Here is a 25,912-nt window from a genome sequence, read left to right on the forward strand (position 1 = left end):
ACTACATTCTTTTTCACCCTCAAAGGATGGCGATACCAGCAGAGGCAATAGAGGCGGCGATCGCGCCCATTTGCTCATACTTTTTGTACCCTCAAAAATTTTTTCTCACTACCCCTTGACTCTCCAGCAAGATGGAGATTTCAAAATGGGATTAGTAGATTAAATAGAGTACATCAGATGACACTTCAACTCAAAGTTCCTAACATGGCTTGTTCTGCCTGTGGTGAAAGCATCACAAAAGCGGTGAAAACTGTCGATCCAGCGGCAATTGTTCATGCTGATACCAAAACTAAGCTTGTCCATATCGAAACTCAAGCAGCAGAAGTTGCGATCGTAGAAGCAATTACAGCCGCAGGTTATACCGTTAACAGCCACTAAATTCTATAAAAAGCAGTTCGGGAAATCGTTAGGAGGTTTGACAATGGAAAACGCGAATCTGAAACTGCGGGGTATGAGTTGTGCTTCCTGTGCTAACAACATTGAAGAAGCTATTCGATCGGTGCCGGGAGTAGAAGCGTGCAGTGTGAACTTCGGGGCAGAACAGGCTACTGTTCAATATAACCCTCAGCAAACTAACCTGGAGGACATTCAACAGGCAATCGAAGAGGCGGGGTACTCTGCCTACCCCCTCCAAGAACAAGCAATAATGAGCGCACAAACAGATGCCGAACAAGAAGCTCGTCAGGCGGAATCACGAAAACTAAAACGACGGCTCATTTTGGGGGGGGTGATTACAACCATCCTAGTCATTGGAGGATTACCAATGATGACGGGGGTGCATATGCCGTGGATTCCGGATTGGCTACACCACCCTCTACTTCAGCTTGTTTTAACAGCCCCCATCCAATTTTGGAGTGGTGAATCCTTTTATCAAGGAGCTTGGAAAGCTTTCAAGCGGCATACTGCCACTATGGATACATTAGTTGCTTTGGGAACCAGTGCTGCTTTTTTCTATTCACTCTTTCCAACCTTTTTCCCCGGATTTTTCCTCAACCAGGGATTATCACCCGATGTGTATTACGAAATCTCTGCGGTGGTGATTACCCTAATTTTGCTCGGACGATTGTTAGAGAATCGTGCCAAAGGACAAACCTCCGAAGCTATTCGTAAGCTTATGGGCCTGCAGGCAAAAACGGCGCGAGTCATTCGCAATGGGCAAGAGATTGATCTGCCCATTGCAGAGGTGGTTGAGGGCGATGTGATTCTGGTGCGTCCAGGTGAAAAGATTCCGGTAGATGGTGAGATTGTTGATGGTTCCTCTACCATTGATGAGGCAATGGTAACGGGCGAAAGTCTTCCTGTGAAGAAACAACCGGGTGATGAAGTGATTGGAGCTACGATCAACAAAACTGGTAGTTTCAAATTCCGAGCCACACGAGTAGGTAAAGATACATTCTTGGCGCAGATTGTCAAGCTAGTGCAGCAAGCCCAAGGATCGAAAGCTCCAATTCAAAAACTAGCCGATCAAGTTACGGGATGGTTTGTACCAGTTGTCATTGCCATTGCCATTGCTACGTTCATCCTCTGGTACAACTTCATGGGCAATGTGACGATGGCGCTAATTACGACAGTCGGAGTCTTAATCATTGCATGTCCCTGTGCCTTGGGACTAGCAACTCCAACCTCTATTATGGTGGGCACAGGCAAAGGTGCGGAGAATGGCATCCTCATCAAGGGTGCAGAAAGTCTAGAAATGGGACACAAACTACAAACGATCGTCCTCGACAAAACGGGTACAATTACGCAAGGTAAGCCCACCGTCACCGATTTTGTAACTGTTAGCGGTACAGCTAATGGTAATGAGCTAAATCTTCTGAGCCTTGCAGCATCTGTCGAACGCAATTCAGAACATCCTTTGGCTGAGGCAGTTGTAAATTATGCTCAATCTCAAGGTGTGGAATTGAGGGATGCACAGGAGTTTGAAGCGATCGCTGGTAGTGGTGTACAAGGGTACGTGTCAAATCAATGGGTACAAATTGGCACCCACCGTTGGATGAGAGAGTTAGGCATTGATACAGGTGCATTGCAGGAAGATTGGGATCGCTTGGAATATCTTGGTAAGACGGCGATCTGGATTGCGGTGAATAACAAAATCCAAGGGATTATGGGGATTGCTGATGCGGTGAAACCATCTTCTGTAAACGCGATTCGCACATTGCAAAAAATGGGATTGGAAGTGGTAATGTTGACCGGAGACAATCGCCGTACTGCCGAAGTGATTGCTCGTGAAGTGGGCATCAAGCGAGTTTTTGCCGAAGTTCGCCCAGATCAAAAAGCGGAGACTGTTGAGCAAATTCAGTCGGAAGGCAAAATTGTGGCAATGGCGGGGGATGGCATCAATGATGCACCGGCGCTGGCTCAAGCCGATGTCGGGATGGCAATTGGCACAGGAACAGATGTAGCGATCGCGGCTAGTGACATTACCCTCATCTCTGGAGATTTACACGGGATTGTTACCGCCATTCAACTTTCTCGTGCCACGATTCGTAACATTCGTCAGAATCTCTTTTTTGCCTTTATTTATAACGTCGCTGGTATTCCAATTGCAGCAGGAATTCTTTTCCCCTTCTTCGGTTGGCTACTCAGCCCTATTATTGCAGGTGCAGCAATGGCCTTTAGTTCCGTCTCTGTAGTGACGAATGCCCTGCGTTTGCGTAATTTCCGACCGAAAACAATTGGTTGAATATATGATAAGGATTAATAACGATGCTTAAGACAGTCATATTTTTTGGAACCTTGGCAGGATTTGGATTTTTACTTGGAGCTATTTCCGGCGCACTAGCATAGCTTGCAATGTAGTTAAATTCACCAACAAAGACGTTGAAATCATGAACAAAATAGCAATCATTGGCAGTGTTGCAAGTTTGGGATTGGTGTTTGGAATTGCTTCTAACAAAGCAGTTGCACAAATGTCCCACGAACATATGCAACCATCTCAAACCAAGCAAACAAGTCAATTCCGCCGTATACAACAACCCTTGTGGGTAAAAGGAGCCGTTACTGCTGGCGGATTGGGATTGATAGGACTGGAGTTATGGTGGTTTTTGCTGAGTAAGCCAAAATCGCAAAAAGCACAATCAAAGCAGGGCATTCAGGAGGTAACAATTACCGTTGATGGTGGGTATGAACCAAGCCAAGTTGTAGTTAATGCAGGCCAAAAAGTCCGGCTCAACTTCTACCGCAAAGATTCTAGCAGTTGCCTTGAAGAAATCCGATTGCCTGACTTCCATATTGCCCAACAGCTACCCCTAAACCAAGTTACTCCAATTGAGTTCACTCCCAACCAGCCAGGAACTTACACCTTTACCTGCGGCATGAATATGTTTCGCGGTGCGATCAAAGTGGAGCCATCCAATGCTCTTCGCACACAGCAGTTTTCTACGCAGATTTCAGCATGAAAACGGTTAGCGCTAGATGAAGATAACTCATCTGAGTAACACAACAGCACATTAAATCTTAGGTTGCTCAGTTGAAACAGGAATTTGAGGAAAGGCTTTGCGTCCCTTTGCGCTTACTCTGCGTACCTTTGCGTTTAAGGTCGCTACTATTTTACCCAAAGCTATACTAATTTGAATAGGCTGGGTTAACAAAGAAAAACAACGTCTTAATTACTACTTGCCCTATCCCAAAAACAGCTTATATGCTGGATTCTTATTCTCATCCCAATAGCGATAGCCCAGGGTATCGAGAAATGCTTGCCACTCTTCCATCTCATGGGGAGGAACTTGGATGCCGACAACAATTCGCCCGTAATCTGCGCCATTGTTGCGGTAGTGGAACATACTAATATTCCAGTTAGGACTCATAGAATCCACAAACTTCATTAATGCACCAGGGCGTTCGGGAAACTCAAAACGATAAAGTAATTCATTGTGAGCAAGGGAAGAACGCCCACCTACCATATGCCGCAGGTGCAGTTTTGTGAGTTCGTCATCGGTTAAATCTATGGTTTTGAAACCACACTCTTCAAAAGTTGCAACCATCTTTGCCCTGTCGGCACGCTTTTCAATTTGCACGCCTACAAAAATATGTGCCTCTTTCTCATCAGCAATGCGGTAGTTAAACTCAGTCAGATTACGCCTGCCCATACATTGGCAAAACTTACGCAGACTACCCGCCTCTTCCGGAATCGTGACTGCAAAGATGGCTTCGCGGCGTTCGCCCAACTCTGCTCGTTCTGCGACAAAACGCAGGCGATCGAAGTTCATATTCGCACCACAAGCAATTGCAACTAAAGTTTGTCCCTCGATTTGTTCCCGTTCTACATAGGCTTTTGCACCAGCGATCGCCAATGCCCCCGCCGGCTCTACAATCGATCGCGTATCCTCAAAAACATCTTTAATTGCCGCACAAGTGTCATCCGTATCAACGAGAATAATGTCATCCACGTATTGCTGACACAGATGAAAGGTTTCTTCACCCACCTCTCGCACTGCCACACCATCGGCAAATAAACCCACCTGAGACAAGCGCACCCGTTTTCCGGCTTTGAGGGATTGATGCATGGCATCGGCATCCACCGGCTCAACCCCAATAATCTTAATTTCCGGGCGCAATCGCTTCACATATGCCGCAATTCCAGAAATTAATCCGCCACCCCCAATCGCTACAAAAATTGCATGGATGGGTTTTTGGTATTGCCTCAGAATTTCCATTCCAATTGTTCCCTGCCCGGCAATCACATACGGATCGTCAAAGGGGTGAATAAACGTCAAGCCCTTTTCCGCTTCCAATTTCCGAGCGTAGGCATAGGCATCGTCGTAAGTATCCCCATGCAACACCACCTCGCCTCCACGTGCTTTGACTGCATCTATCTTTACTTGGGGCGTAGTTACTGGCATAACAATAATTGCCCGCGTTCCCAGGCGACGGGCACCAAGAGCCACTCCTTGAGCATGGTTGCCAGCAGAGGCAGCAATTACACCTTGCGCTAGCAAGTCTGGTGGCAGGTTCACCATTTTGTTATAGGCACCCCGCAGCTTAAAGGAAAATACTGACTGCATATCCTCACGCTTGAGCAGGAGCTTATTATTCAGTCGCGCCGAGAGGTTTGGAGCAACTTCTAGTGGTGTTTCCTGGGCAACATCGTACACGCGGGCAGTCAGAATTTGTACCAAATAATCGCAGAGCATGGGTGTAAAAGGGATAGCAGATGCCGGATAAAGTACAATTTTACGCCAGTTGTGTACCTGTTTTGGTCGAAACTTATTTGCACTGTGCTACAAAGCAACCCGATCGTGATCCGGTACAATCTTTTCCACATCGCGTAGTACGCGCACAGAAAACCCAACCAAACCAACCAGCAACATACACACTGCACAGATCACATATAGCAAAGCTATCCCCGCACCAGTACCAGTACCAAATAATCCTCCAAAAATACCGACAAGAACACCCCCAGATTGCAACGCAGGTGTAAAAACACGATCTGCTAAAGGCCCTGCTATCAAATAGCCTACCGCAGAAGCTAACTGCAAAATTAGCGATCGCGCAGCAAAAACTCTTCCTTGCATATTTGGTGGTATTTTTGCTAGCCAAATAGCACTATCCGAACTCCCATTTAAAGGGAAAGTGAAAGACGAGCAAAATTGAGCCGGAATCCAAACCCAAGGTGTTCTACCCAAACCAAAAACAATTTTGCTTAAACCTGCACCGATCATTCCCAATAAAACACCTTTGATTTTCCGTCTGAAACCACCCCAAGTGCTTACAATTATGGCTCCCGTCACACCACCAAAACCAGCAGCAGAAGCCAAGCTACCCAGCACTAAAGTATTATTATCAGTACGTGAGAGAATCATCGGTGCGTATAGGGAATCTCCAATATCATGGGGTAGCCAAAATAACAAGTTAACTACTAACAGCGCCAGTAAACTTTTGTGGGTGTTAATGTAGCGCCAACCAACTCCCAAATCTTGCCAAATATCAACTATTGTTTCATTTTCTGTAGTTGGTGGTGGTTGAGGAATACTGACTAACCATAAACTGCCAATAGCGATCGCAAAAGTAAAGATATCAATCAGCCAAATTCCCAGAAAACCAATAACTGTGTAAAGATATCCAGCCAAAGCAGGTGCGATAATACTGCTGCCGTAACCAGACATAAATTCTAGACTACTAGCACGGGTATAGTGTTGTTTAGGAATCATCAGCGATACTGATGACGAGTACGCCAAAGATTGAAATTGATTGAAAGTCCCGACAATCGCACCTGTAAGGTAAAAGTGCCAAATTTGTAAATTATTGGTGAGATACAGCAACAAAATCATAATTGTGGTAAGTACGGCAACTGTATCACCCACCATCATCAGTAATTTCCGGTTAAATCTGTCTACAATTACACCACTGATAGGGGTAATGATAATACTTGGTAGCAAACTAAAAAAACCTACCAGAGTGAGGGTAGTTGCTTTACCTGTAATTTCCCATGCCCAAATTTCAATCGCAAAGTTAGTCATGCTGCTACCAACGGTAGAAACTAGCTGACCAAGCCAGACGATGATAAAATTACGCATACTGGTGGGTCTTGGTTGCTGTGGCATTTTGATTTAAAAATAAGGGCTAGGGGCTAAGAAGAGGAGCCAGCGCCGTGGTGAGGCAGCGCGCCCTTGCGCTTTGCCCTCCTTGTAGACGCCGAAGGCGGCTTCTGTAAGTAAGGGTTCCCCGACTTGTAGACGCTCGGAGAGCGGCTTCCCGGAGGGTGGCGACTGGCGTGAGGGGGAACCACAGGAGACAAGAACCAGGGGAGTAGAGGAGATGGAGAGCACCAGGAGCAGAGGAGAACAACCAGCTACTAACTACTAACTACTAACTATTAACTGTATTTCATTCAGCTTCTGTCATCTCTTCCTTCATGAGTGCAATTCGTTCTTGTGGTTTAAGTAGAGGACAGTTTGTACACTTTTCGTCGTATGGGGGAATGAAAGCATACAAGCAACAGGTGAGTCTAACTGTGGTTGTGGCAGGTAAACCGGGTTCGTTAATTTGTTCAGTGCGTACCAAGTTGTAGAGGGGATTGCGTCCCAGCATGACTGAACTGTATGCTTTTTCATACAAGGCTGAATAATCTGTTTGTATTGCTTCTGGGCTAGTGCATTGGCTAAGTTCGGCAAACTGTCCTTCGGAAGCATTAACCGCATTGCCCCACATAATTTTTTTGGAGAGTTTGGTTAAGCTATGAACTCGGTCTATCATTGGTGCTAGATTATGTTGAAATAAGCCAGTGAAGACAGCTTGGTGTAAGGCTTCAACGCTGTCTACTATTATTCCTGGGTAGTCTTCGGGAATTGGAAGAGGCGATCGCTTAGGATAAATTACAGTCTGACTAAGGTCATGAAACCATAGTGCTTTGGGTTCGCCGTCTTCCAAAACAAAACTTACATTGTCAAGCCCAGCATCCAGCCCGACTCCAGCCCAAGTCATCAAGGCTAAAACACCGGGTAATGTTGTCCAGCTATATACTTTGTTCCAGATAGAAGCAGCAACGCGAATATCTTGACTTTTTTGGTATATCTCGCTTGCTTTCCAAGCAGATAAAAGTCTATCTGGTTGTAAATAATCATTTAGTGAAATTACCTCAGCATCATCAGGAGGCTGAGTCAAAACAATGCAGTCAGTATATAAACTATCTAAAGTGCTTTGAGCAAGAGTAAATATTTCTTCTATAAAATTACACGCTTTGGTATAAATTAGTTTTTGTGCCATCTATAAAGTTGCTCTCTGACTCGAAGTTGACAATTTTGCTGGTGCTTCTAATAAGTATCTAACAAGGTCATCTAAAATGGCATTGGCTGACAGGATACTACCAGAGATCCAGTAACCAGAATCAACAGTATATACCCTATCTTTTCTTACTACATCTAGCGTTTGCCATAAAGGGTTATTCTTGTATTTTTGAAAATTGCCTTCTGAACCTGGGTCTATAACTATAAACATTGCGTCTGCATCTAGCAAGTCTACACGTTCTAAACTCACATTGTCATAACTTACCTTTGAATTGCTAACTTGACGTTGTGCGAAGGGTATAGATAGATTCAATTCCTCCAAAATACTAACAGGAAATGATAGTTGATTAAGAAACTGTGTATTTTTAATTTCAGAAGGAAATCGCATTACAGAAATTTCTGGTTTTCCAAGCTTTTGAGCAAAAGCCAATCTCAATTTTTCAATTCTTTGTTGATATTGACCCAATATTTTTTCTACTTCTTGACTTTTGTCTACTATTTCACCTATCTCTTGTAAAATTTTCTTCCAACCAGTTTCTGTATAATTTATTGAAACTGTTGGAGCTATTTGAGAAAATAACTTATAATTTTGAGGACTAATTAAAAAACCTAAAATTAAATCAGGATTTAATTTGACAATTTTTTCTATGTTAGGCTGGCTTTCGCGCCCTAAATTAATAATACCATCAATTTTTCCCTCCAATATACGCGCTTTGCTACCTAACCGATCTGCTTTTGTTGTTGCTATTGGTTTTAAACCCAACGCCACTAGTACTTCTAAACTTTCTTGATCGGTAACAATAATTCGTTGAGGATGAAGAGGAATACAGCTTTCTCCTAATTCATGGTTGATAATTCGACATTTTGATGCTATTGACTTTACATTTGAGGAGTGTATTTGCTGAGGTAAAAAGCTATGACAACCCTTAATCAATATTACAGTCAGGGCCATTATTAAGAATAATGCTATGTTTTTATACCAATATTTCCTTATCATTTTTCGCAATCAGTGTAGGAATGAAGCGGCGAAAATCAAGCTTACTAAAAATCTATGAAATAGTTGACGACGTGCGGAGGTTATTACTCCGGCACGTCATCAATACTCACCCATATCCTACTACAAAGGTGTGCTCTCAGCAGTCAAGTCAAGGGAACTTTTAATGTGAACAATATTCTTAGTTAAAAATTTAGAAAATATTGCTCATTACCTCTATCAAAACTCCACCGAAACTGTTCCTAATACAGTAAACGGCGCACCAGGAACTAAGTAAAAGCTTTGAGATTCATAATACTCAGTATCAAACAGGTTTTTAAAGTTGAGAGCAGCCTGCCAATTATTACGGCGATAAAACAGACTAGCATCAGTTCTGACAAAAGAAGGAATTTTAATGGTATTCGGGAGAGTAGCTTCCCGTTCACCAACGTAGACAAGTCCTAATCCAAATCCCAAACCTTGCAAATTACCTTGCTGAAATTCATAGGTTGTCCACAGGCTAGCACTGTTATAAGGCACAGCTTGTAAGCGATTGTCAACCAGATCTAACTCGTTATCTTCACTAACATAGGCATCTGTATAGGCATAGGTAGCAATCACTTTCCATCCCGGTAGAATTTCACCTGTGATATCTAATTCTACACCACGACTTTTCTGCTCTCCTGTCTGAATGCTAAAATCAGGATCTTCAGGATCTGTAGTTAGTACATTTTGTTTAGTGATGTCAAAAAATGCCAAAGTAGCCGAGAGTCTTTTGTCAAAAAATTCCTGCTTAACACCAACCTCAAATTGTTCCCCAGTTTCAGGCTTAAATTGTTCACCTGTGCGACTGCGCCCAAAAATCTGGGGATTAAATGAATTTGTCCAACTTGCATAAAGTGAGGTGGTATCTGTGGGTTGATAAACAATACCGACTCGTGGGGAAAATTTAGAATCTGAGGTTCTTATATCAAAAGCATTTTCTGCTAGGTCTTTGTAGTAAGAATCTACCCAATCAAAGCGACCACCTGCTAAAAGTTTTAGATTAGGTAAAAGTTCAATCAGATCCTGTACATATAGTGCCACGTTCCTACCGCCATACTCCTCAAAGAAAGACCGCTCAAAGGTTCCTGGCGTAGCACCATACACCGGATTAAAGATATCTATTCCTGCTATAGGAGCTTCAAAAAAGTCGTAAGCAAATCTGTAGTTAGCTAGCTCTGCTCCGAACAGAACATTATGACGGATGGAGCCTGTATTAAATTTGCCGCTGACTTCAGTTTGCAAGGAAATGTTTTCCTGTTCTTCATCTGTTGTTGCAGCTACCCGTGGAAGTGTCCTGCCATCTTCTTCCAAAAAAGGTTCGGAGAAATTAGAGTTGCGTGCTATTGCAGTTTTTCCGTTGGTACTAGTGACGTTAAAACCCTGCCGAATTTTCCAGTCATTACTGAATTGATGCTCGAAGTTGTATGTTAATACGTTAGATCTGAACTCAGCATCGTTAACATCAGGTTCTCCTAAAAATCGGCTGATAGGAATGTCAAAAAATACCTCTCCTGGTGGTAAGCCTCTATCAAAGGTATAATCATACTTTTGGTATTCATACTCAAAAGTCATGCTGGTTCGCGGCCCAATATTTAAGGTAATTACCGGAGAGATAAAGAAGCTTTCGCTTTCATTAAAGTCCCGAAAACTACCAGCATTTTCGTAAGCAGCATTTAACCGATAAAGTACTGATTTATCCTCAGTTAGAGGCCCGGTAATATCAATTGTCGGACGATAAAAGTCGTAACTTCCAGCAGTAAAACTTCCCCGATAAAAAGGTTCTGGCAAAGGTTTCTTGGTTATTGTATTGACAACACCACCAGGGTTAATAGCACTTCCGTAAAGTACTGATGCAGGGCCTTTAAGAAACTCGACCCGCTCGATATTGGCAACATCGCGAGGACTGGTAAAACCAAAATCTTGAAATCCGTTGCGGAGGGCTTGAAAACCTGATTCAAACCCACGAATAAAGTAACCTTGAGAAGATAGCCCGCCATAGCCTGATTGCTGTTGTACACCACTAACGTTGTCAGCTAGCTCATTCAGGCGCACTACTTGACGATCTTCTATCACTTGTCTGGGGATCACCTGCACAGATGCAGGAATGTCACGCAGTGGAGCATCAATTTTTGTTGCAGTTGATGATTCTTCTACGCGATACCCGTCTTGCTCACCTGTTACCACCAATTCAATTGGCTCATCATCAGCTTCAGAAGTTGGTTCGTCGGGTTGGACTTCACTAGGTTGCTCTGGTTGAGGCGTTTCTTGTGCTTCCGGTTGCTGCTGTGGTTTAGTGGCAACAACTGGTGTAAATGCAAAAATTAAACCCTCATCACTGTCAAATAACTCTGCGCTTGGTAAACCTCCTTCACCTGTTACTGTCACCCTAATAACATTGGCACTAGCTTGAGTGACACTGACAGATACAATTCCTGGTGCTGGATTATTTAAGTTAAAAGGTTTACCTTCAGGTAGAGCTAGCACTGCGTTGGGTATATCTGCTATAAAACTATTCCCTTGGTTGTTATTAACTGTTTTGAGTGCTTCTGCGTTCGCACTTTCTAAAATAACTTCAATGCCTTTATCTGTAGAATTAACTTTAACACCTGTTACTTTAGTAACTGAAATATCATTACCTTGCACAAGCAATTGCGCCGCGCTGGTAGAGTAAGATTCATGATGGTTTAAATTAGAGATTTTTGCTACCCGCGTTCCTGCATAGGCTGGTTGTACCAAGGTGCTAATCACCGCTAATGCTAATCCTAACGAACGTATCTCATTCATGAATCCGGGCTTCATTCTGATTGCTGCTCCTTGAACTTCACCTGCAATTAACAGACTTTTAACTAACGACTCTAGTTGCACCCTGATGCCGATCGCTCATGCCCAGCAAAAAACATCACGTCCGAAATTAACGACGCGATATTTTATCGATAATACTTGGCACTATATTTCAAAACCTTTTCAAGTGTTATCTGCAAAATAATTGCAGCTAACTCTCAAACTATTAGGAAAGATTATCATAAACTTTTCGCGTGAACAAGCATTTAACGAAACTTCGTATTCTAGAAGTTTCACTACTGTGGTGTGTGTAATGCGTAGTGCTCAATAATTTCCGAGCATCTTATAGTAAGCTCTAAATTAGAACTAAATAATATGAGCTTTTGTCATCTGTCCTAAGATAGTTTCTATTAAAATTTATTTTGGCGTACAAGCTGATAAGACTTATTGATTAATATTTGCTTGCTATCTGAGCAAAGTTGCTTTAGTCTATTACAAGTAATTGCAACTAAATGGCAATAAACTAGATTTGATAGCAAAAAGCCATTAACCTTTGTCTAGCTTCTAAGAGAAAGCGCTAAGGCTTGAGAACCCAGAATTTTTGTGTGTGCATGTTTTGAAAGTGCAATGACTCAAGATGTTTAACGATTTAGAAGAAATTGTCGATAAATGTTCTACTGTAGTGGAACTGCTGCGTTATAGGTCAGTAGAACAAGCAAACATCGAAGCTTTTACTTTTCTGCACGATGGAGAAGCACAACAGGCGACTCTAACCTATCAAGAATTAGATCGACGTAGTAGAGCGATCGCTGCTCAACTCCAAATCTTAGGTTTAAGTGGAGAACGCGCCCTACTGCTTTACCCACCTGGAATAGATTACTTACCTGCTTTCTTTGGTTGTCTGTATGCTGGGGTGGTAGCAGTTCCAGCTTATCCTCCACGCAACCGACGTAACACCCCCAGAATTTTGGCGATTTTACAAGATGCACAAGCGGCGGTAATCCTGACAACAACTGCCATCTTGTCTCAAGTGCAATCTTTACTGGCTGAGAAATTTGATATAGATAATATTCCTTGGCTCGCTACCGATAATCTCACCCCTCAGATAGAAGAAGCTTGGCAAGAGCCTTTCATCAATACAGAAACTCTGGCGTTTTTGCAATACACTTCTGGTTCTACTGGCACACCCAAAGGTGTAATGCTAACTCATGGCAACCTGCTCCATAATGCTGCCGTGACTCGCCAATACATGGAACATTCTTCAAGTAGCAAGTTTGTAACTTGGCTCCCTGTCTATCATGACATGGGACTGATTGGCGGTGTACTACAACCTTTGTACGGTGGTTTTCCTTGTATTATGATGCCGCCAGCTGCTTTCCTCCAACGCCCCTACCGTTGGTTGCAGGCAATTTCCCGTTATAGAGGAACTACTAGTGGCGCTCCCAACTTTGCCTATGAACTGTGTATTGAAAAAATTACCCCCGAACAACGCTCAACTCTAGATTTAAGCAGTTGGAGTGTGGCTTTTAATGGCGCTGAACCAATTCGCCAGGAAACCTTGGAGCGTTTTGCCTCTACCTTTGCTGAATGTGGTTTTCGCCCAGAAGCCTTTTATCCTTGCTACGGCATGGCAGAAGCAACTTTGATGGTTTCTGGTAGTGTTAAGGCTGCTTTACCAACAACAAAAAAATTACAAAAAGTTGCATTAGAAAGCAATCATGTTGTTGAGGCAACTGGCGATCGCGAGAATTCAATTACATTAGTTGGGTGTGGTCGAAGTGTACCACAGCAGCAGATTGTCATTGCCAATCCAGAAACTTTAACTCGCTGCCAGCCTGGAGAAGTAGGGGAAATCTGGGTATCTGGGTTTAGTGTTGGCAAAGGCTATTGGAATCGCCCAGCCCAAACAGAAGAAACTTTCTATGCCTTCTTCAAAGACACGGGTGAAGGGCCTTTTCTCCGTACCGGTGATTTAGGCTTTTTAGATAATGGAGAAGTCTTTATTACTGGTAGAGCCAAGGATTTAATTATTATCCGCGGTCGCAACCTTTATCCGCAAGATATCGAACTCACTGCAGAACGTAGCCATTCTTCTTTGCGAACTGGTAGTAATGCAGCCTTTTGTATAGAAGTGAATCATGAAGAACAACTGGTAGTAGTACAAGAGTTAGAGTTTCGCGCCAAACCGAATTTAGAGGAAGTTACGGCTGCAATTCGTCAAGCAGTAGCAGAAGAACATGAAGTACAAGTTTATGGGGTGGTTCTGATTAAGCCAGGTACTATTCCCAAGACTTCTAGTGGAAAAATTCAACGTCGTGCTACCAAAGCAGAGTTTCTGGCTGGTGAACTAGAAGTAATCAGCAGCAGTATCACCGAAAGTATTAATTTTGTAGAAACTGAAAAGAATATTAATCTCGATCGCAAGACTCTCTTGGCGTTTACCCCGCACGAGGCTCTCCCACTGTTAGAGTCATATCTACTTGAGCAAGTCGCGCGAGTGTTGAAAATTACACCCTCGCAAATCGATCTCAAGCAGCCTTTAAGTAGCTTGGGATTAGATTCATTAAGAGTTTTTGAGTTAAAAAACCGAATTGAAAATCACCTAGAAATAGCTGTATCGATAGTAGAATTCTTTGAAGGTTTTAGTATCAAACAGTTAGCAACAAAAATACTGGCTGAAATTACAGCAGCAGGCGATCTAGTATCCGTACCCCTAGCTAAAGTCGAAAGCAGCAGCGACTTTCATCCTCTATCTTTTGCTCAACAGGGACTTTGGTTTATTCATCAGCTAGCTCCTAACACTCCTGCCTATAACATTCCTACTATTATTAATCTCACAGGACAGCTAAATATTGCTGCACTGACGCAAAGCCTGAATGAAATTATCAGACGGCACGAAATCTTACGAACAAAGTTTGCGATCGCCAATGAACAACCTGTTCAGGTGATTGATCCTACTGTTAACTTCAACTTGTTAATTGAAGATTTGCGGGAGTTATCAAAGGACGATATTGCAGTTGCAGCACAATGTCTCACAACAGAATTAGCTCAACATCAGTTTGATTTGTCCTGTCAATCGTTATTGCGTGGTTTACTACTACGCTTGACAGATAATGAATACAAGTTGCTGATTACCTTCCACCATATAATTGCAGATGGCTGGTCTGTTGGGGTATTCATTCGAGAATTGGCTGCATTGTATGAGGCATTTGTCAATGGGGAACCTTCGCCACTTCCTGAGCTACCCATTCAGTATATAGATTTTGCCTATTGGCAACGACAGTACTTACAACCAGAGCGCATCCAAACCCTTCTTACCTACTGGAAACAAAAGTTGGCGGGTAAGCTGCCTATATTGGATTTACCTTGCGACTATCCGCGATCGCCTGTACAAACCTTCAATGGTGCTAAAGTTCAACTATCTTTACCAAAAACCCTCACAGAAGCGTTAAAGCACCTAAGCCAGCAGGAAGGCGCAACTCTATTTATGACTCTGCTGGCGGCGTTCAAAACATTACTGTATCGCTACACAGGGCAAACAGATATCTTAGTGGGTTCGCCAGTTGCTAACCGTAATGCGATCAAAACTGAACCATTGATCGGATTATTTGTCAATGTTTTAGTATTGCGTACAGATTTATCTGAACAACCCAGTTTTAGAGAATTACTCTCACGGGTGAAATCTACAGCTTTAGAAGCTTATGTTCATCAAGATTTACCTTTCGAGCAGTTAGTAGAGGAATTACAGCCGGAACGGGATTTGAGCCATCATCCGTTGTTTCAGGTAATGTTTGTTCTCCAGAATGTTCCACTACCAACTCCACAACTATCAGATATTTCTCTAACTTTCGCTGAAGGTGATAACGGCTCGGCTAAGTTCGATTTAACTGTGTTTATGGAAGATACAGAGCAAGGATTAGTCGCAACGCTGGAGTACAACACAGATTTGTTTAATGCCGATACCATTCATCGGATGCTGGGGCATTTCCAGACACTACTACAAGGTATAGTCTGCTATCCCAATATTGGGATAGCAGAATTGCCGTTGTTAACAGAATTTGAAAGACATCAGCTACTAGTTGAATGGAATAATACTCAGAAAAACTATCCGCAAAACCTGTGCATACACCAACTATTTGAGCAGCAAGTAGAACGCACGCCAGATGCGATCGCTCTCATCTTTGACAATCAAAAACTTACCTACCGAGAGTTAAACGAGCGCGCTAACAAACTCGCCCATTATCTCAAAACTCTAGATGTGAAACCAGAAGTATTGGTTGGCATCTGTATGCAACGCTCTCTAGAGATGGTAATTGGGATATTGGCAATTATCAAAGCAGGTGGTGCTTATGTACCTTTAGATCCCACTTATCCAAATGAGCGTTTAGCATTCATGTTGGCGGATGCTCAAGTGTCGGTACTGCTCGTACAACCACATTTAGTTGAAAAAATACCAACTCATCAAGCGCAAGTTGTTTGTACAGACAGTGAATGTCAACAGTTTGCTGTTTACAGCCCTGAAAACCCAATTAGTGAAGTTACACCAGAAAACCTAGCGTATGTAATTTACACTTCCGGTTCTACAGGAAAGCCCAAGGGTGCGATGAACACTCACAAGGGCTTGTGTAATCGCTTATTGTGGATGCAAGATACCTATCAACTCACAGCAACCGACAAAGTTTTACAGAAAACACCCTTCAGTTTTGATGTCTCAGTTTGGGAATTTTTCTGGCCGTTATTTACGGGTGCAAGTTTAGTTTTAGCTAAACCAGGTGGACATCAAGATAGTAGGTATCTAGTTCAACTAATTACCCAAGAAAAAATTACTACACTGCACTTTGTTCCCTCAATGTTGCAAGTGTTTCTAGAAGAAAAAGAACTAGAGAAATGTGGTAGTATTAAACGAGTAATTTGTAGTGGTGAGGCGCTACCTTCTGACTTACAACAACGCTTCTTTGAACGATTAAACGCCGAGTTACACAACCTTTACGGCCCAACAGAAGCGGCAATTGACGTAACTTTTTGGTCTTGTCAACCCAATAGTCATGATAAAATAGTTCCTATTGGTCGTCCAATTGCCAATACACAGATATATATCTTAGATAAGCATTTACAGCCCGTTCCCATTGGTGTAGGTGGTGAGTTACATATTGGTGGTTTAGGATTAGCTAGGGGCTATTTAAATAAACCTGAATTGACCAAAGAAAAGTTTATTTCTAGCCCCTTTGAATTAGGAAAGTATTTGTACAAAACAGGTGATTTAGCACGCTATCGTCCCGATGGAAATATTGAGTATTTAGGAAGAATTGACCACCAAGTTAAAATTCGGGGTTTTCGCATTGAACTAGGAGAAATTGAAGCAGTATTAGGACAACACCCACAAGTCCGAGAAACAGTAGTAGTAAATAGAGAAGATATACCAAAAAATCATCGCTTGGTAGCTTATGTAGTTACTCATTCACAAACTACATTTTCTGTACATGAATTACGCGATTATCTCAAAGAAAAGCTACCTGATTATATGGTGCCTTCTGCCTTTATTAAATTAGATAAATTACCATTAACACCCAATGGTAAAATAGACCGTAGTGCCTTACCTGCGACAGACATTCAACGCCCTGATTTAAAAGAGGTTTATGAAGCACCAAACTCTGAAGTAGAAAGAGCGATCGCCAAAATTTGGTTAGAAATATTGCACCTAGAAAAAGTAGGCGTAAATGACAACTTTTTTGAATTGGGTGGCAATTCATTATTAATGGTTCAAGTTAATAACAAGCTAAGAGAAGTTCTGCACTGTGACATTTCAGTTGTAGAAATGTTTCAGAACCCAACTATTAAATCTTTGGCGAAGCATATAAACCCAAATGCAAGAGAAACATCTACTTTTGAATCTCTAAATCACCGCATTCAAAAGCAAAGAAAAGCTGTAAGTAGACAAAAAACTTTTATTCAGCAAAGGAGAAAGATTAAATAATAACTAAAAAGTAATACAACATCACGAGCTGGTAAAAGCATTTTTATATCAAGGAACTTTACAATAATCATGAACATTACTCTTCTAACATGGGGTTCATACGGTGATGTTTTGCCTTATGTGGCATTTGCTTTAGAATTGCAACGGAATGGTCATGTAGTGCAGTTTGTAACTACACCGGATTTTCAAGAACTCATTACTCAAAGAGGGATTAAATTCAAACCTTTAGATTGCAAAACGTGGGATATTGATTACTCAATTTTTCCAGATTTTGAAGCCTTATCTATAGACTATGGTTGTGGTTGTCATCAAAATCCATTTGTAATTTCACGCTTTTTTAATCGGATACTTATACCTTTCAAAGATAGCTTTTTGCCTATCATCTATGATGTTTGCAAAGGCTCTGAAGCAATAATTTTTTCACCTTCCGCTTTTCCTGCCTATGATGTTGTTGAGAAACTAGGTATTCCAAGTTGTGTAGCAAGTGTAGTACCAATGCACCCAACACGTGCTTTTCCAAACCACTTCACGCCAAGTAGTTTGGGTTTGGGTTCTACTTACAATTGGTTCAGCCATATTTTCTTTCATCAATTATTTTGGCAATATACTCGGCAGCCTATCAATCAGTGGCGACAGGAAATGTTGAATTTACCGCCGATTTCACTCTTTTCCTATCCACTAAAACGAATGAACCAACAAAAACTGCCATTCTTATATGGTTATAGTTCTGCTTTTTTGCCAAAACCAACAGATTGGCCAGATTGGACACATATCACTGGCTACTGGTTTCTCGATCCTGTTGAAACTTGGCAGCCGCCAGTTGATCTGATCAAATTTCTGGCTTCTGGCCCTCCACCAGTTTATATCGGTTTCACCTCCAAAGGTGGTTGGGAACCACAATATGTAAGGCAGATAGTTTTGGAAGCACTAGCAATTTCTGGGCACAGAGGTATCTTACTTAAGGACGAAGATGTTAGCAATCAGATCGATTTACCAGATAACATTTTTCAAATTGAATGGGTGCCTTTTGAGTGGCTGTTTCCCCGGATGTCAGCAGTAGTACATCATGGCGGATGCGGTACAAACGCTTATGCTTTAAGTGCCGGGGTTCCTTCTATTATTATCCCCAACAATTATGACAATTTTCTCTGGGCAAATCGAGCAGCGGAGTTAGGTTTAGGATTGCCACCAATCCACAGAAAGGAACTGTCAGCCACAACTTTAGCAGCAGCTATTACAACTGTCATTAATGACAAGAATATGCAAGCAAAAGCAACTGATATGGCTAAACAAATTCAAGCAGAGAATGGTGTAAAATATGCAGTTGAAGTTTTTAATTCTTATCTAAACTCTTATTAAAAATAAGATTTATAACAAGTATATAAAATATCAAAATCAAGGTTAAATATATGTCTGAAGTTGGCTTATTATCAAATAATAGTGCAAAACTGATTCTTAACCAAACTTCTCAAAATATTTTGCAACTGCCTGTTCAAGAGACTTTAGATTACTTTAAGTCATTTGGTATTTTATTATTTCGAGGTTTTGGTGTTAACTATGAACAGATGAAGGTATTTGCCGAAAAATTCAGTTCCAGATTTGTTTTAGACAAAGACAGACCAATAGTTGATCCACGCAACAAATTTGTCACTTTAGTAGATCCAGGGATGCACTATGTTAGCCCTCATTGTGAGAATGCTAACTCTCCTTTTCGTCCCGATGTAATTTGGTTTTGCTGTGGTGTACCAGCTTCTCAAGGTGGTGAAACTTTATTTTGGGATGGAGTGCGAGTATGGGAAGAATTGGATCAAGAATTACGACAGTTATTGATTGCTAAAAAAATTAAATTCTGCCAAAAATTTCCTGCTGCTGATTGGAAGCGTTTTCTAGGAGTAGGTGCTACTCTCGCTGATGTCAAACGCACTCTTAACGGTATTCCCGGATTAAGCTACAAAATAAATGATGACCAATCTGTTTCTATAGAATATGTTTGTTCAGCTGTAGTTAAAACAAAATACGGCCATCAAGATGCATTTGCTAATAGCTTAATTGCCGAGTACAAAAATCCTAGAGGAGTTGTCACCTTTGCAGATGATTCGCCGATTCCGGCAACAGTTATTAACCAAATTCAGCAAGTGATGAATAAGTTAACTGAGGTGATACCCTGGCAAGCAGGCGATTTAGTAATGATTGATAATTCTAGATTTTTGCATGGTCGTCGGTCATTCACTGATACAAAAAGGCGAATTTATTCACTACTAAGTTACCTGAAATAGCGAGTTTTTTCATTACCAACTCCCTCTGTGCCTCTGCGCCTCTGCGTGAGTCAAAAAATCCTGCATAAAACAAAAACTCTTATTTTACCCAAGTGAGAGAAAATGGGTAGTACAGAATCTGACACATCAATGGACGGAATCGCAATTATTGGTATCTCAGGACGTTTCCCTGGAGCCAATAATATTGCAGAATTTTGGCAGAATTTGCAAGCGGGAATCGAATCTATTTCTCAGCTTACAGATGAAGAAATATTATCAGCAGGTGTTGATTCTATTTGTTTAGATGATAGTAACTATGTCAAAGCAAGCGGTGTTTTAGAAGATATTGATTTATTTGATGCTGCTTTTTTTGACTTTAATCCTAAAGAAGCGGAAATAACAGATCCACAACACCGCCTGTTTTTAGAATGTGCTTGGGAAGCGCTGGAAAGTGCCGGTTATGACTCTAATAGATGTGTAAGCCGGATCGGAGTTTATGCCGGTGCTAGTTTAAATAATTATTTATCTTTTGATTTAAATAGTGACCAAGTTGGTTCTGCACAGTCTTATCAAAAATTAATTGGCAATGATAAAGATTTTCTGTCTACTCGTGTCTCTTACAAATTAAATTTAACCGGGCCAAGTCTGACTGTTCAAACAGCTTGTTCCACCTCATTAGTAGCAATTACTCTTGCTTGCCAAAGTTTAATTAATTATCAATGTGATATGGCTTTGGCAGGAGGAGTTTCGATTCGAGTTCCCCAAAAAACGGGTTATTTATATCAACCTGGAGGAACTTTATCTCCTGATGGGCATTGCCGGGCTTTTGATGCCAAAGCGCAAGGAACAACTGTTGGTAATGGCGTGGGAGTTGTTCTGCTCAAACGGCTAGAGGATGCGATCGCTGATGGAGATAATATCTATGCGGTGATTAAAGGTTGGGCAATTAACAACGACGGTTCGCTGAAAGTTGGTTATACAGCCCCTAGTGTCGATGGGCAAGCAGAAGCGATCGCCGAAGCCATCATGTTAGCAGGAGTTGAACCGGAAACAATCAGCTATATAGAGGCTCATGGTACTGGCACTACTTTGGGCGATCCGATTGAAATTGCAGCCTTAACCAAAGTTTTTCGCTCCAGTACAGACAAAAAAGGTTTTTGTGCGATCGGTTCTGTCAAAACAAATATCGGGCATCTCGATGCAGCCGCCGGAGTCACAGGATTAATCAAGACGGCTTTAGCCCTAAAACATCAACAAATACCACCCAGCCTGAATTTTGAACAACCCAACCCCCAGATTGATTTTGACAATAGTCCTTTTTACGTCAATACAAAACTAACCCAATGGAAACAAGAACTATCTCCGCGTCGTGCTGGCGTTAGTTCATTGGGAATGGGGGGAACTAATGCTCATGTTGTTTTAGAAGAAGCCCCCATGACAGAGCAGGGGTGCAGGGGGGCAGGGGGGCAGAGGAGAAAATATCATCTGTTAGTCTTCTCGGCTAAGACTGAATCTGCATTAGAAACTGCTACCGATAATTTGGCTCAACATCTGGTGCAGCATCCAAAGCTCAATCTAGCGGATGTTGCTTATACCTTGCAAGTAGGGCGTAGAGAGTTTAATCATCGTCGCATCTTGGTGTGCCAGGATATTCAAGATGCAATCAATGCCTTGCAAAATAGAGCATCTCAACGAGTTTTCACCCACTACCAAGAACCATCAGAGCGCCCGATTACCTTTATGTTTCCTGGGCAAGGTAGTCAGTATGTCAACATGGGTAAAGAACTCTATCAAACAGAGCCAATCTTTCGTGAATATGTAGATCGCTGCTGTTTGATACTTCAACCATTATTGAATCTAGATTTACGTTCAGTCATCTATCCCCAAGAGTCAGACACAGAAACTGCACAAGAACAACTCAAACAAACATCCCTAGCCCAGCCAGCATTATTTGTCATCGAGTATGCCTTGGCTCAGTTGTGGATGTCCTGGGGCATTTCTGTTAGTGCGATGATTGGTCATAGCATTGGGGAATATGTAGCTGCTTGTCTTGCTGGTGTTATGTCCCTAGAAGACGCATTAACTCTTGTGGCTATGCGGGGGCGACTAATGCAGCAATTGCCAGGCGGGAGTATGCTATCAATTCCTCTCTCGGAAGCAGAGGTTAAATCCCTGCTCAATGAGAATTTATCTTTAGCTGCTAGTAATGCTCCTTCTTCTTGCGTAGTGTCAGGAAGCCATGCTTCTATAGATGCACTGTCTGAGCAACTAATCGCGCAAGGGATAGAATGCCGTCGCCTGCAAACTTCCCATGCTTTCCATTCCCAAATGATGGAGCCAATTTTGCAGGCATTTATTGCAGAGGTGAAGAAAGTTACATTAAATCGTCCGCAAATTCCCTTTATCTCCAATCTCACCGGAACTTGGATTTCTGCACAAGAAGCTATAGATCCGCATTACTGGGCAAGCCATTTACGGCATACAGTGCGGTTTGCAGATGGGATCTCTGTGTTACTGCAAGAGCCAAACCGGATTCTCTTAGAAGTAGGGGCGGGGCGGACTTTGTGTACCTTTGTCAAACAACAAGCAGGAGTAACTCAGCAAGCGATACTGTCTTCTTTACGACATCCCAAAGAAGAACAAGCAGATGTAGCATTTTTGCTAAATACACTCGGTCGTCTGTGGTTTTTCGGAGTTTCAGTCGATTGGTCTAGTTTTTATACTTCTGAGCAGCGCGTTCGCATCCCTCTACCAACGTATCCTTTTGAACGTCAACGTTACTGGATAGAACCCCAAAAAAAATCTAGTGATTCTCTTGCTATTAATAAGAAAAAGCCCGATGTAGCCGACTGGTTTTATCTACCAGTTTGGAAACAAGCAATTGCACCCCAACCTGTGAAATCTGAAAAACAGGTGTTGGTATTTGCTGATACTTGTCAAGTCGGTTCACAAATAGCTAAACACTTAGAAAGTGAGGGTAACAATGTTATTACTGTCTGGCAGGGAGAAAAGTTTAGCAGACTGAGTGAAAGGGAATACAGCATCAATCCCAACCAGTCTGATGATTATGATGCTTTAATCGAAGAGTTGCAATTTTTAGGGCAAATTCCAGACGTGTTTGCTCATTTATGGAGTATCACACCTACTGAACAGACAAAATCGGGAATTGAGTATTTTGACAATTGCCAAAACGCAGGTTTCTATAGCTTGTTATTTCTGGCACAGTCTTTGAGCAAACAAAATATTACTCAACCAGTAGATATCTTGGTTGTCACCAATGATATATACGACGTGACAGGTTTGGAAAAATTATCTCCAGAGAAAGCTACTGTTTTGGGAATGTGTAAAACGATCGCCCAAGAGTATGCAAATATTTCCTGTCGCAGTATTGATATTGTGCTTCCTCAGGCTGGAACTGTTGCCGAAAGTCAACTATTAGAGCAACTTCTAGACGAATTAAATGCTAAAGAATTTGAGAGTGCGATCGCCTATCGTGGACATCATCGCTGGGTGCAGACTTATGAACCACTACAACTAGATAACGACAAACCGCCCAAGTTGCGCCAAGAAGGAGTATATCTCATTACTGGTGGTTTAGGTGGTATTGGTCTGGAAATTGCTGAGTATTTAGCTCAGACAGTAAAAGCAAAACTAGTACTGATTGGTTCTTCGGCTTTCCCTACCACAGATGAATGGGAGCAGTGGCTGGCAACTCATGACGAACACGATAAATTCAGCAGTAAAATCAGGAAATTACAGGAACTAAAACAACTCGGTGCAGATATTTTAACTCTGACTGCTGATGTAGCTAATGCAGCCCAAATGCAAGCTGCTATTACTGAGGCTGTAGCCCACTTTGGCCAGATACATGGCGTTATTCATGCTGCTGGAATTAAGCTGTTTAGAACAGTTCAAGAAATAACTAGCAGTGAATGCGAACAACAACTAAGAGCTAATGGTCATGGACTGTTTGTTTTAGAAACAGCATTACAAGGAATAGAGCTTGATTTCTGTGTCCTGATATCTTCCTTATCATCTATTTTAGGTGCATTGGGCATGGCGGCTTATCCAGCAGCCCATCACTTCACCGATGCCTTTGTTTATAAACATAACCAGACGAACTCTACACCTTGGCTGAGTGTAAATTGGGATAACTGGTTAACTAGTCAATTAGTTACAGAATTGGCGACGAAACCAGAAATTTCCACTGAATTGTTCATGAATAACCAAGAAGGTGTTGAGGTATTTCGACGCGTATTATCTTTAAATAAAGTCAATCAGATAGTTGTCTCAACAACTGATTTACAAGCCAGAATCGAACAGTGGATTAAGCCTTCAGAAGTTGTCGCTCACACCAATTCACCAGCACTACATTCTAGACCATACTTACAGAATAGTTATATTGCTCCTAGAAATGAAATAGAGCAAACCATTGCTAATATCTGGCAAGAAATTTTGGGGATTGAGCAGGTAGGTATTGAAGATAACTTTTTAGAGTTAGGCGGTGATTCGCTTCTCAGTATTCAGATTACTGCTAGAGCCAACAAAGCAGGGCTGCGGTTTACTAATCAACATTTGTTTGAATACCCAACTATTGCACAATTAGCAGAAATAGCAGGCAGAACGCAGACAGTTTTGAGCGAACAGGGATTAGTGGAAGGGGAACTGCCCTTAACACCAATTCAGCACTGGTTTTTTGAGCAAAATTTAGTTGATGCACACCACTGGAATCAAACTGTTTTGCTAGAGGTGAGACAGTCTCTTGATCCAGTACTCTTGGAACAAGCGGTTCAACATTTACTGATTCATCATGATGCCTTGCGTCTGCGTTTTAGAGAAGAAGCATCGGGTTGGCAGCAGGTAAATACTAGTCCTGAGGAGGTTGTACCGTTTGAACGAGTAGATTTGTCAGGATTGTCACCACAGCAGCAAGAACAGGCGTTTGAGGCAGCTGTTAAAGAGATACAAGCGAGTCTAAATCTTACTTCTGGCCCGATTGTGCGGGTTGCTTGCTTTGATTTTGGAACCCATCAACCAAGTCGGATACTGTTGGCGATTCACCATTTAGCCATTGATGTTGGTTCTTGGCGAATTTTGCTGGAAGATTTGGAGATTGCATATCAACAACTAAGCCAAGGCAAAGCAATTAAGCTACAGCCGAAGACAACTTCATTCAAACAGTGGGCTTTGCGGTTAATGGAATACGCCCAGTCGATTGAATTACAAAGAGAACAGGTTTATTGGTTAGCAGCCGAGCGTGAGTGGGTATCACCGTTGCCAGTAGATGATCCAGATGGTGTTAATACTGTAGCGTCTGCTCAGACTATTTCTGTAACCTTGAGTGTGGAAGAAACACAGGCATTACAGGAAGATATTGCTGCAACTTATCGAGTTCAAACTGATGATGTGCTACTTGCGGCTTTAACACAAGCATTTAGTAAATGGACTGGAGAGCATTCACTTTTAGTTGACTTAGAGGGAAATGGCAGAGATGTAATCTTCGATGATATTGATTTGTCCCGTACAGTAGGCTGGTTTACCAATATTGCCCCCATGCTATTGGAGATTAGGGAGACTGAACAAACTGGGGAAATCTTAAAGCAGGTAAAAGAGCAACTCCGTAGTTTCCCGAATCAAGGTTTAGGGTATGGTGTTTTGCGCTACTTGTGTGGCGATGAAATTATTACTGAAAAATTGCGTTCGCTAGAACAAGCAGAGGTACTTTTCCTTTACCTTGGTAACTACGAGCAAACTATACCTGAGTCTTCTTTATTCAAGTTATCGCCAAAATCTAGTGGTTTATCTCGCAGTTTACGCTGTCAACGCAGCCATCTCATAGAAATTAATGCGTTGATAGTTCAAAACCAACTCCAAGTAGATTGGATTTACAGCCAAAATATACATCGCCAAGAAACAGTCGAGAGGTTAGCTCAAGATTTTAGAACTGCTTTACTTTCTCTAGTCACTGACAGTCAGCCTTCTTCAGCGCCAAACTACACAACTTCAGACTTTGCTGAATTTGAATCTAGTCAATGGAGTCAAGACGATATTGACAATATTTTGACAGCTATTAGTAAAGTTACCAGTTAAATCATTTTTAAAATTCCTGGGATTAATTATGTTGATTAAAGCAATGAACCACAAAAAACGCAAAGTTCGC

General features: G+C 41.9%; 12 protein-coding genes. 7 read left to right on the plus strand and 5 right to left on the minus strand.

The genetic code is table 11. From position 1 onward, the window contains the following. The first annotated feature begins 177 nt into the window (after positions 1–177). From UYC_RS0133020 to UYC_RS0133030, 3 genes are all read left to right on the plus strand, one after another. Positions 178–378, plus strand: coding sequence for a heavy-metal-associated domain-containing protein (locus tag UYC_RS0133020; protein WP_016876663.1), 201 nt, complete (start codon positions 178–180; stop codon positions 376–378). A 43-nt stretch (positions 379–421) separates the two neighbouring features. Then, a complete protein-coding gene (locus UYC_RS35930; protein WP_016879823.1) occupies positions 422–2,683 on the plus strand; it encodes a heavy metal translocating P-type ATPase in 2,262 nt (753 codons plus the stop codon). 145 nt (positions 2,684–2,828) lie between these two features. Further along, complete coding sequence (locus UYC_RS0133030; RefSeq protein ID WP_016876665.1) at positions 2,829–3,398, plus strand: cupredoxin domain-containing protein; 570 nt, start codon at positions 2,829–2,831, stop codon at positions 3,396–3,398. A 222-nt stretch (positions 3,399–3,620) separates the two neighbouring features. Here the strand turns inward: UYC_RS0133030 and ilvA are convergent, their stop codons facing one another. The 5 genes from ilvA to UYC_RS0133060 all read right to left on the minus strand — a co-directional run bounded on the left by ilvA (position 3,621) and on the right by UYC_RS0133060 (position 11,541). Continuing rightward, positions 3,621–5,132: a threonine ammonia-lyase, biosynthetic gene (ilvA, locus tag UYC_RS0133040; protein ID WP_016876667.1), complete on the minus strand. Its 1,512-nt coding sequence runs from the start codon at positions 5,130–5,132 to the stop codon at positions 3,621–3,623. A gap of 87 nt (positions 5,133–5,219) precedes the next feature. Further along, a complete protein-coding gene (locus UYC_RS0133045; RefSeq protein ID WP_016876668.1) occupies positions 5,220–6,542 on the minus strand; it encodes an MFS transporter in 1,323 nt (440 codons plus the stop codon). A gap of 283 nt (positions 6,543–6,825) precedes the next feature. Beyond that, the gene (fhuF, locus tag UYC_RS0133050; protein ID WP_016876669.1) at positions 6,826–7,704 is read right to left on the minus strand and encodes a siderophore-iron reductase FhuF; all 879 of its coding nucleotides are present in this window, start codon (positions 7,702–7,704) and stop codon (positions 6,826–6,828) included. Next, positions 7,705–8,676, minus strand: a complete 972-nt coding sequence (locus tag UYC_RS0133055; RefSeq protein WP_016876670.1) for an iron-siderophore ABC transporter substrate-binding protein — start codon at positions 8,674–8,676, stop codon at positions 7,705–7,707. It lies immediately after the preceding gene. Between the two features lie 261 nt (positions 8,677–8,937). After that, on the minus strand, positions 8,938–11,541 hold the full coding sequence (locus UYC_RS0133060) for a TonB-dependent siderophore receptor (RefSeq protein ID WP_235083006.1): 2,604 nt from the start codon (positions 11,539–11,541) through the stop codon (positions 8,938–8,940). Between the two features lie 619 nt (positions 11,542–12,160). Here UYC_RS0133060 and UYC_RS0133065 point away from each other — a divergent pair. The 4 genes from UYC_RS0133065 (at position 12,161) to UYC_RS0133080 (ending at position 25,842) form a co-directional block, all read left to right on the plus strand. Further along, a complete protein-coding gene (locus tag UYC_RS0133065) occupies positions 12,161–17,497 on the plus strand; it encodes a non-ribosomal peptide synthetase (RefSeq protein WP_016876672.1) in 5,337 nt (1,778 codons plus the stop codon). A gap of 69 nt (positions 17,498–17,566) precedes the next feature. Continuing rightward, entirely contained in the window at positions 17,567–18,856 is a 1,290-nt protein-coding gene (locus tag UYC_RS0133070) for a glycosyltransferase (protein WP_016876673.1), read from the plus strand. Positions 18,857–18,906: 50 nt separating this feature from the next. Next, positions 18,907–19,773: a TauD/TfdA family dioxygenase gene (locus UYC_RS0133075; protein ID WP_016876674.1), complete on the plus strand. Its 867-nt coding sequence runs from the start codon at positions 18,907–18,909 to the stop codon at positions 19,771–19,773. Between the two features lie 102 nt (positions 19,774–19,875). Then, positions 19,876–25,842 (plus strand): type I polyketide synthase, encoded by a 5,967-nt coding sequence (locus UYC_RS0133080; protein ID WP_016876675.1) that lies wholly within the window; start codon positions 19,876–19,878, stop codon positions 25,840–25,842. Positions 25,843–25,912 lie beyond the last annotated feature (70 nt).

The sequence above is a fragment of the Chlorogloeopsis fritschii PCC 6912 genome (assembly GCF_000317285.1).
GTDB lineage: Bacteria > Cyanobacteriota > Cyanobacteriia > Cyanobacteriales > Nostocaceae > Chlorogloeopsis > Chlorogloeopsis fritschii.

Bases quoted from the DNA above. Each gene is read 5' to 3' on its own strand.
- fhuF (WP_016876669.1), bottom strand. From the start codon at position 7,704: ATGGCACAAAAACTAATTTATACCAAAGCGTGTAATTTTATAGAAGAA.
- UYC_RS0133060 (WP_235083006.1), bottom strand. From the start codon at position 11,541: ATGAAGCCCGGATTCATGAATGAGATACGTTCGTTAGGATTAGCATTA.
- UYC_RS0133045 (WP_016876668.1), bottom strand. From the start codon at position 6,542: ATGCCACAGCAACCAAGACCCACCAGTATGCGTAATTTTATCATCGTC.
- UYC_RS0133080 (WP_016876675.1), top strand. From the start codon at position 19,876: ATGGGTAGTACAGAATCTGACACATCAATGGACGGAATCGCAATTATT.
- UYC_RS0133030 (WP_016876665.1), top strand. From the start codon at position 2,829: ATGAACAAAATAGCAATCATTGGCAGTGTTGCAAGTTTGGGATTGGTG.
- UYC_RS0133075 (WP_016876674.1), top strand. From the start codon at position 18,907: ATGTCTGAAGTTGGCTTATTATCAAATAATAGTGCAAAACTGATTCTT.
- UYC_RS35930 (WP_016879823.1), top strand. From the start codon at position 422: ATGGAAAACGCGAATCTGAAACTGCGGGGTATGAGTTGTGCTTCCTGT.
- ilvA (WP_016876667.1), bottom strand. From the start codon at position 5,132: ATGCTCTGCGATTATTTGGTACAAATTCTGACTGCCCGCGTGTACGAT.
- UYC_RS0133020 (WP_016876663.1), top strand. From the start codon at position 178: ATGACACTTCAACTCAAAGTTCCTAACATGGCTTGTTCTGCCTGTGGT.
- UYC_RS0133065 (WP_016876672.1), top strand. From the start codon at position 12,161: ATGTTTAACGATTTAGAAGAAATTGTCGATAAATGTTCTACTGTAGTG.
- UYC_RS0133055 (WP_016876670.1), bottom strand. From the start codon at position 8,676: ATGGCCCTGACTGTAATATTGATTAAGGGTTGTCATAGCTTTTTACCT.
- UYC_RS0133070 (WP_016876673.1), top strand. From the start codon at position 17,567: ATGAACATTACTCTTCTAACATGGGGTTCATACGGTGATGTTTTGCCT.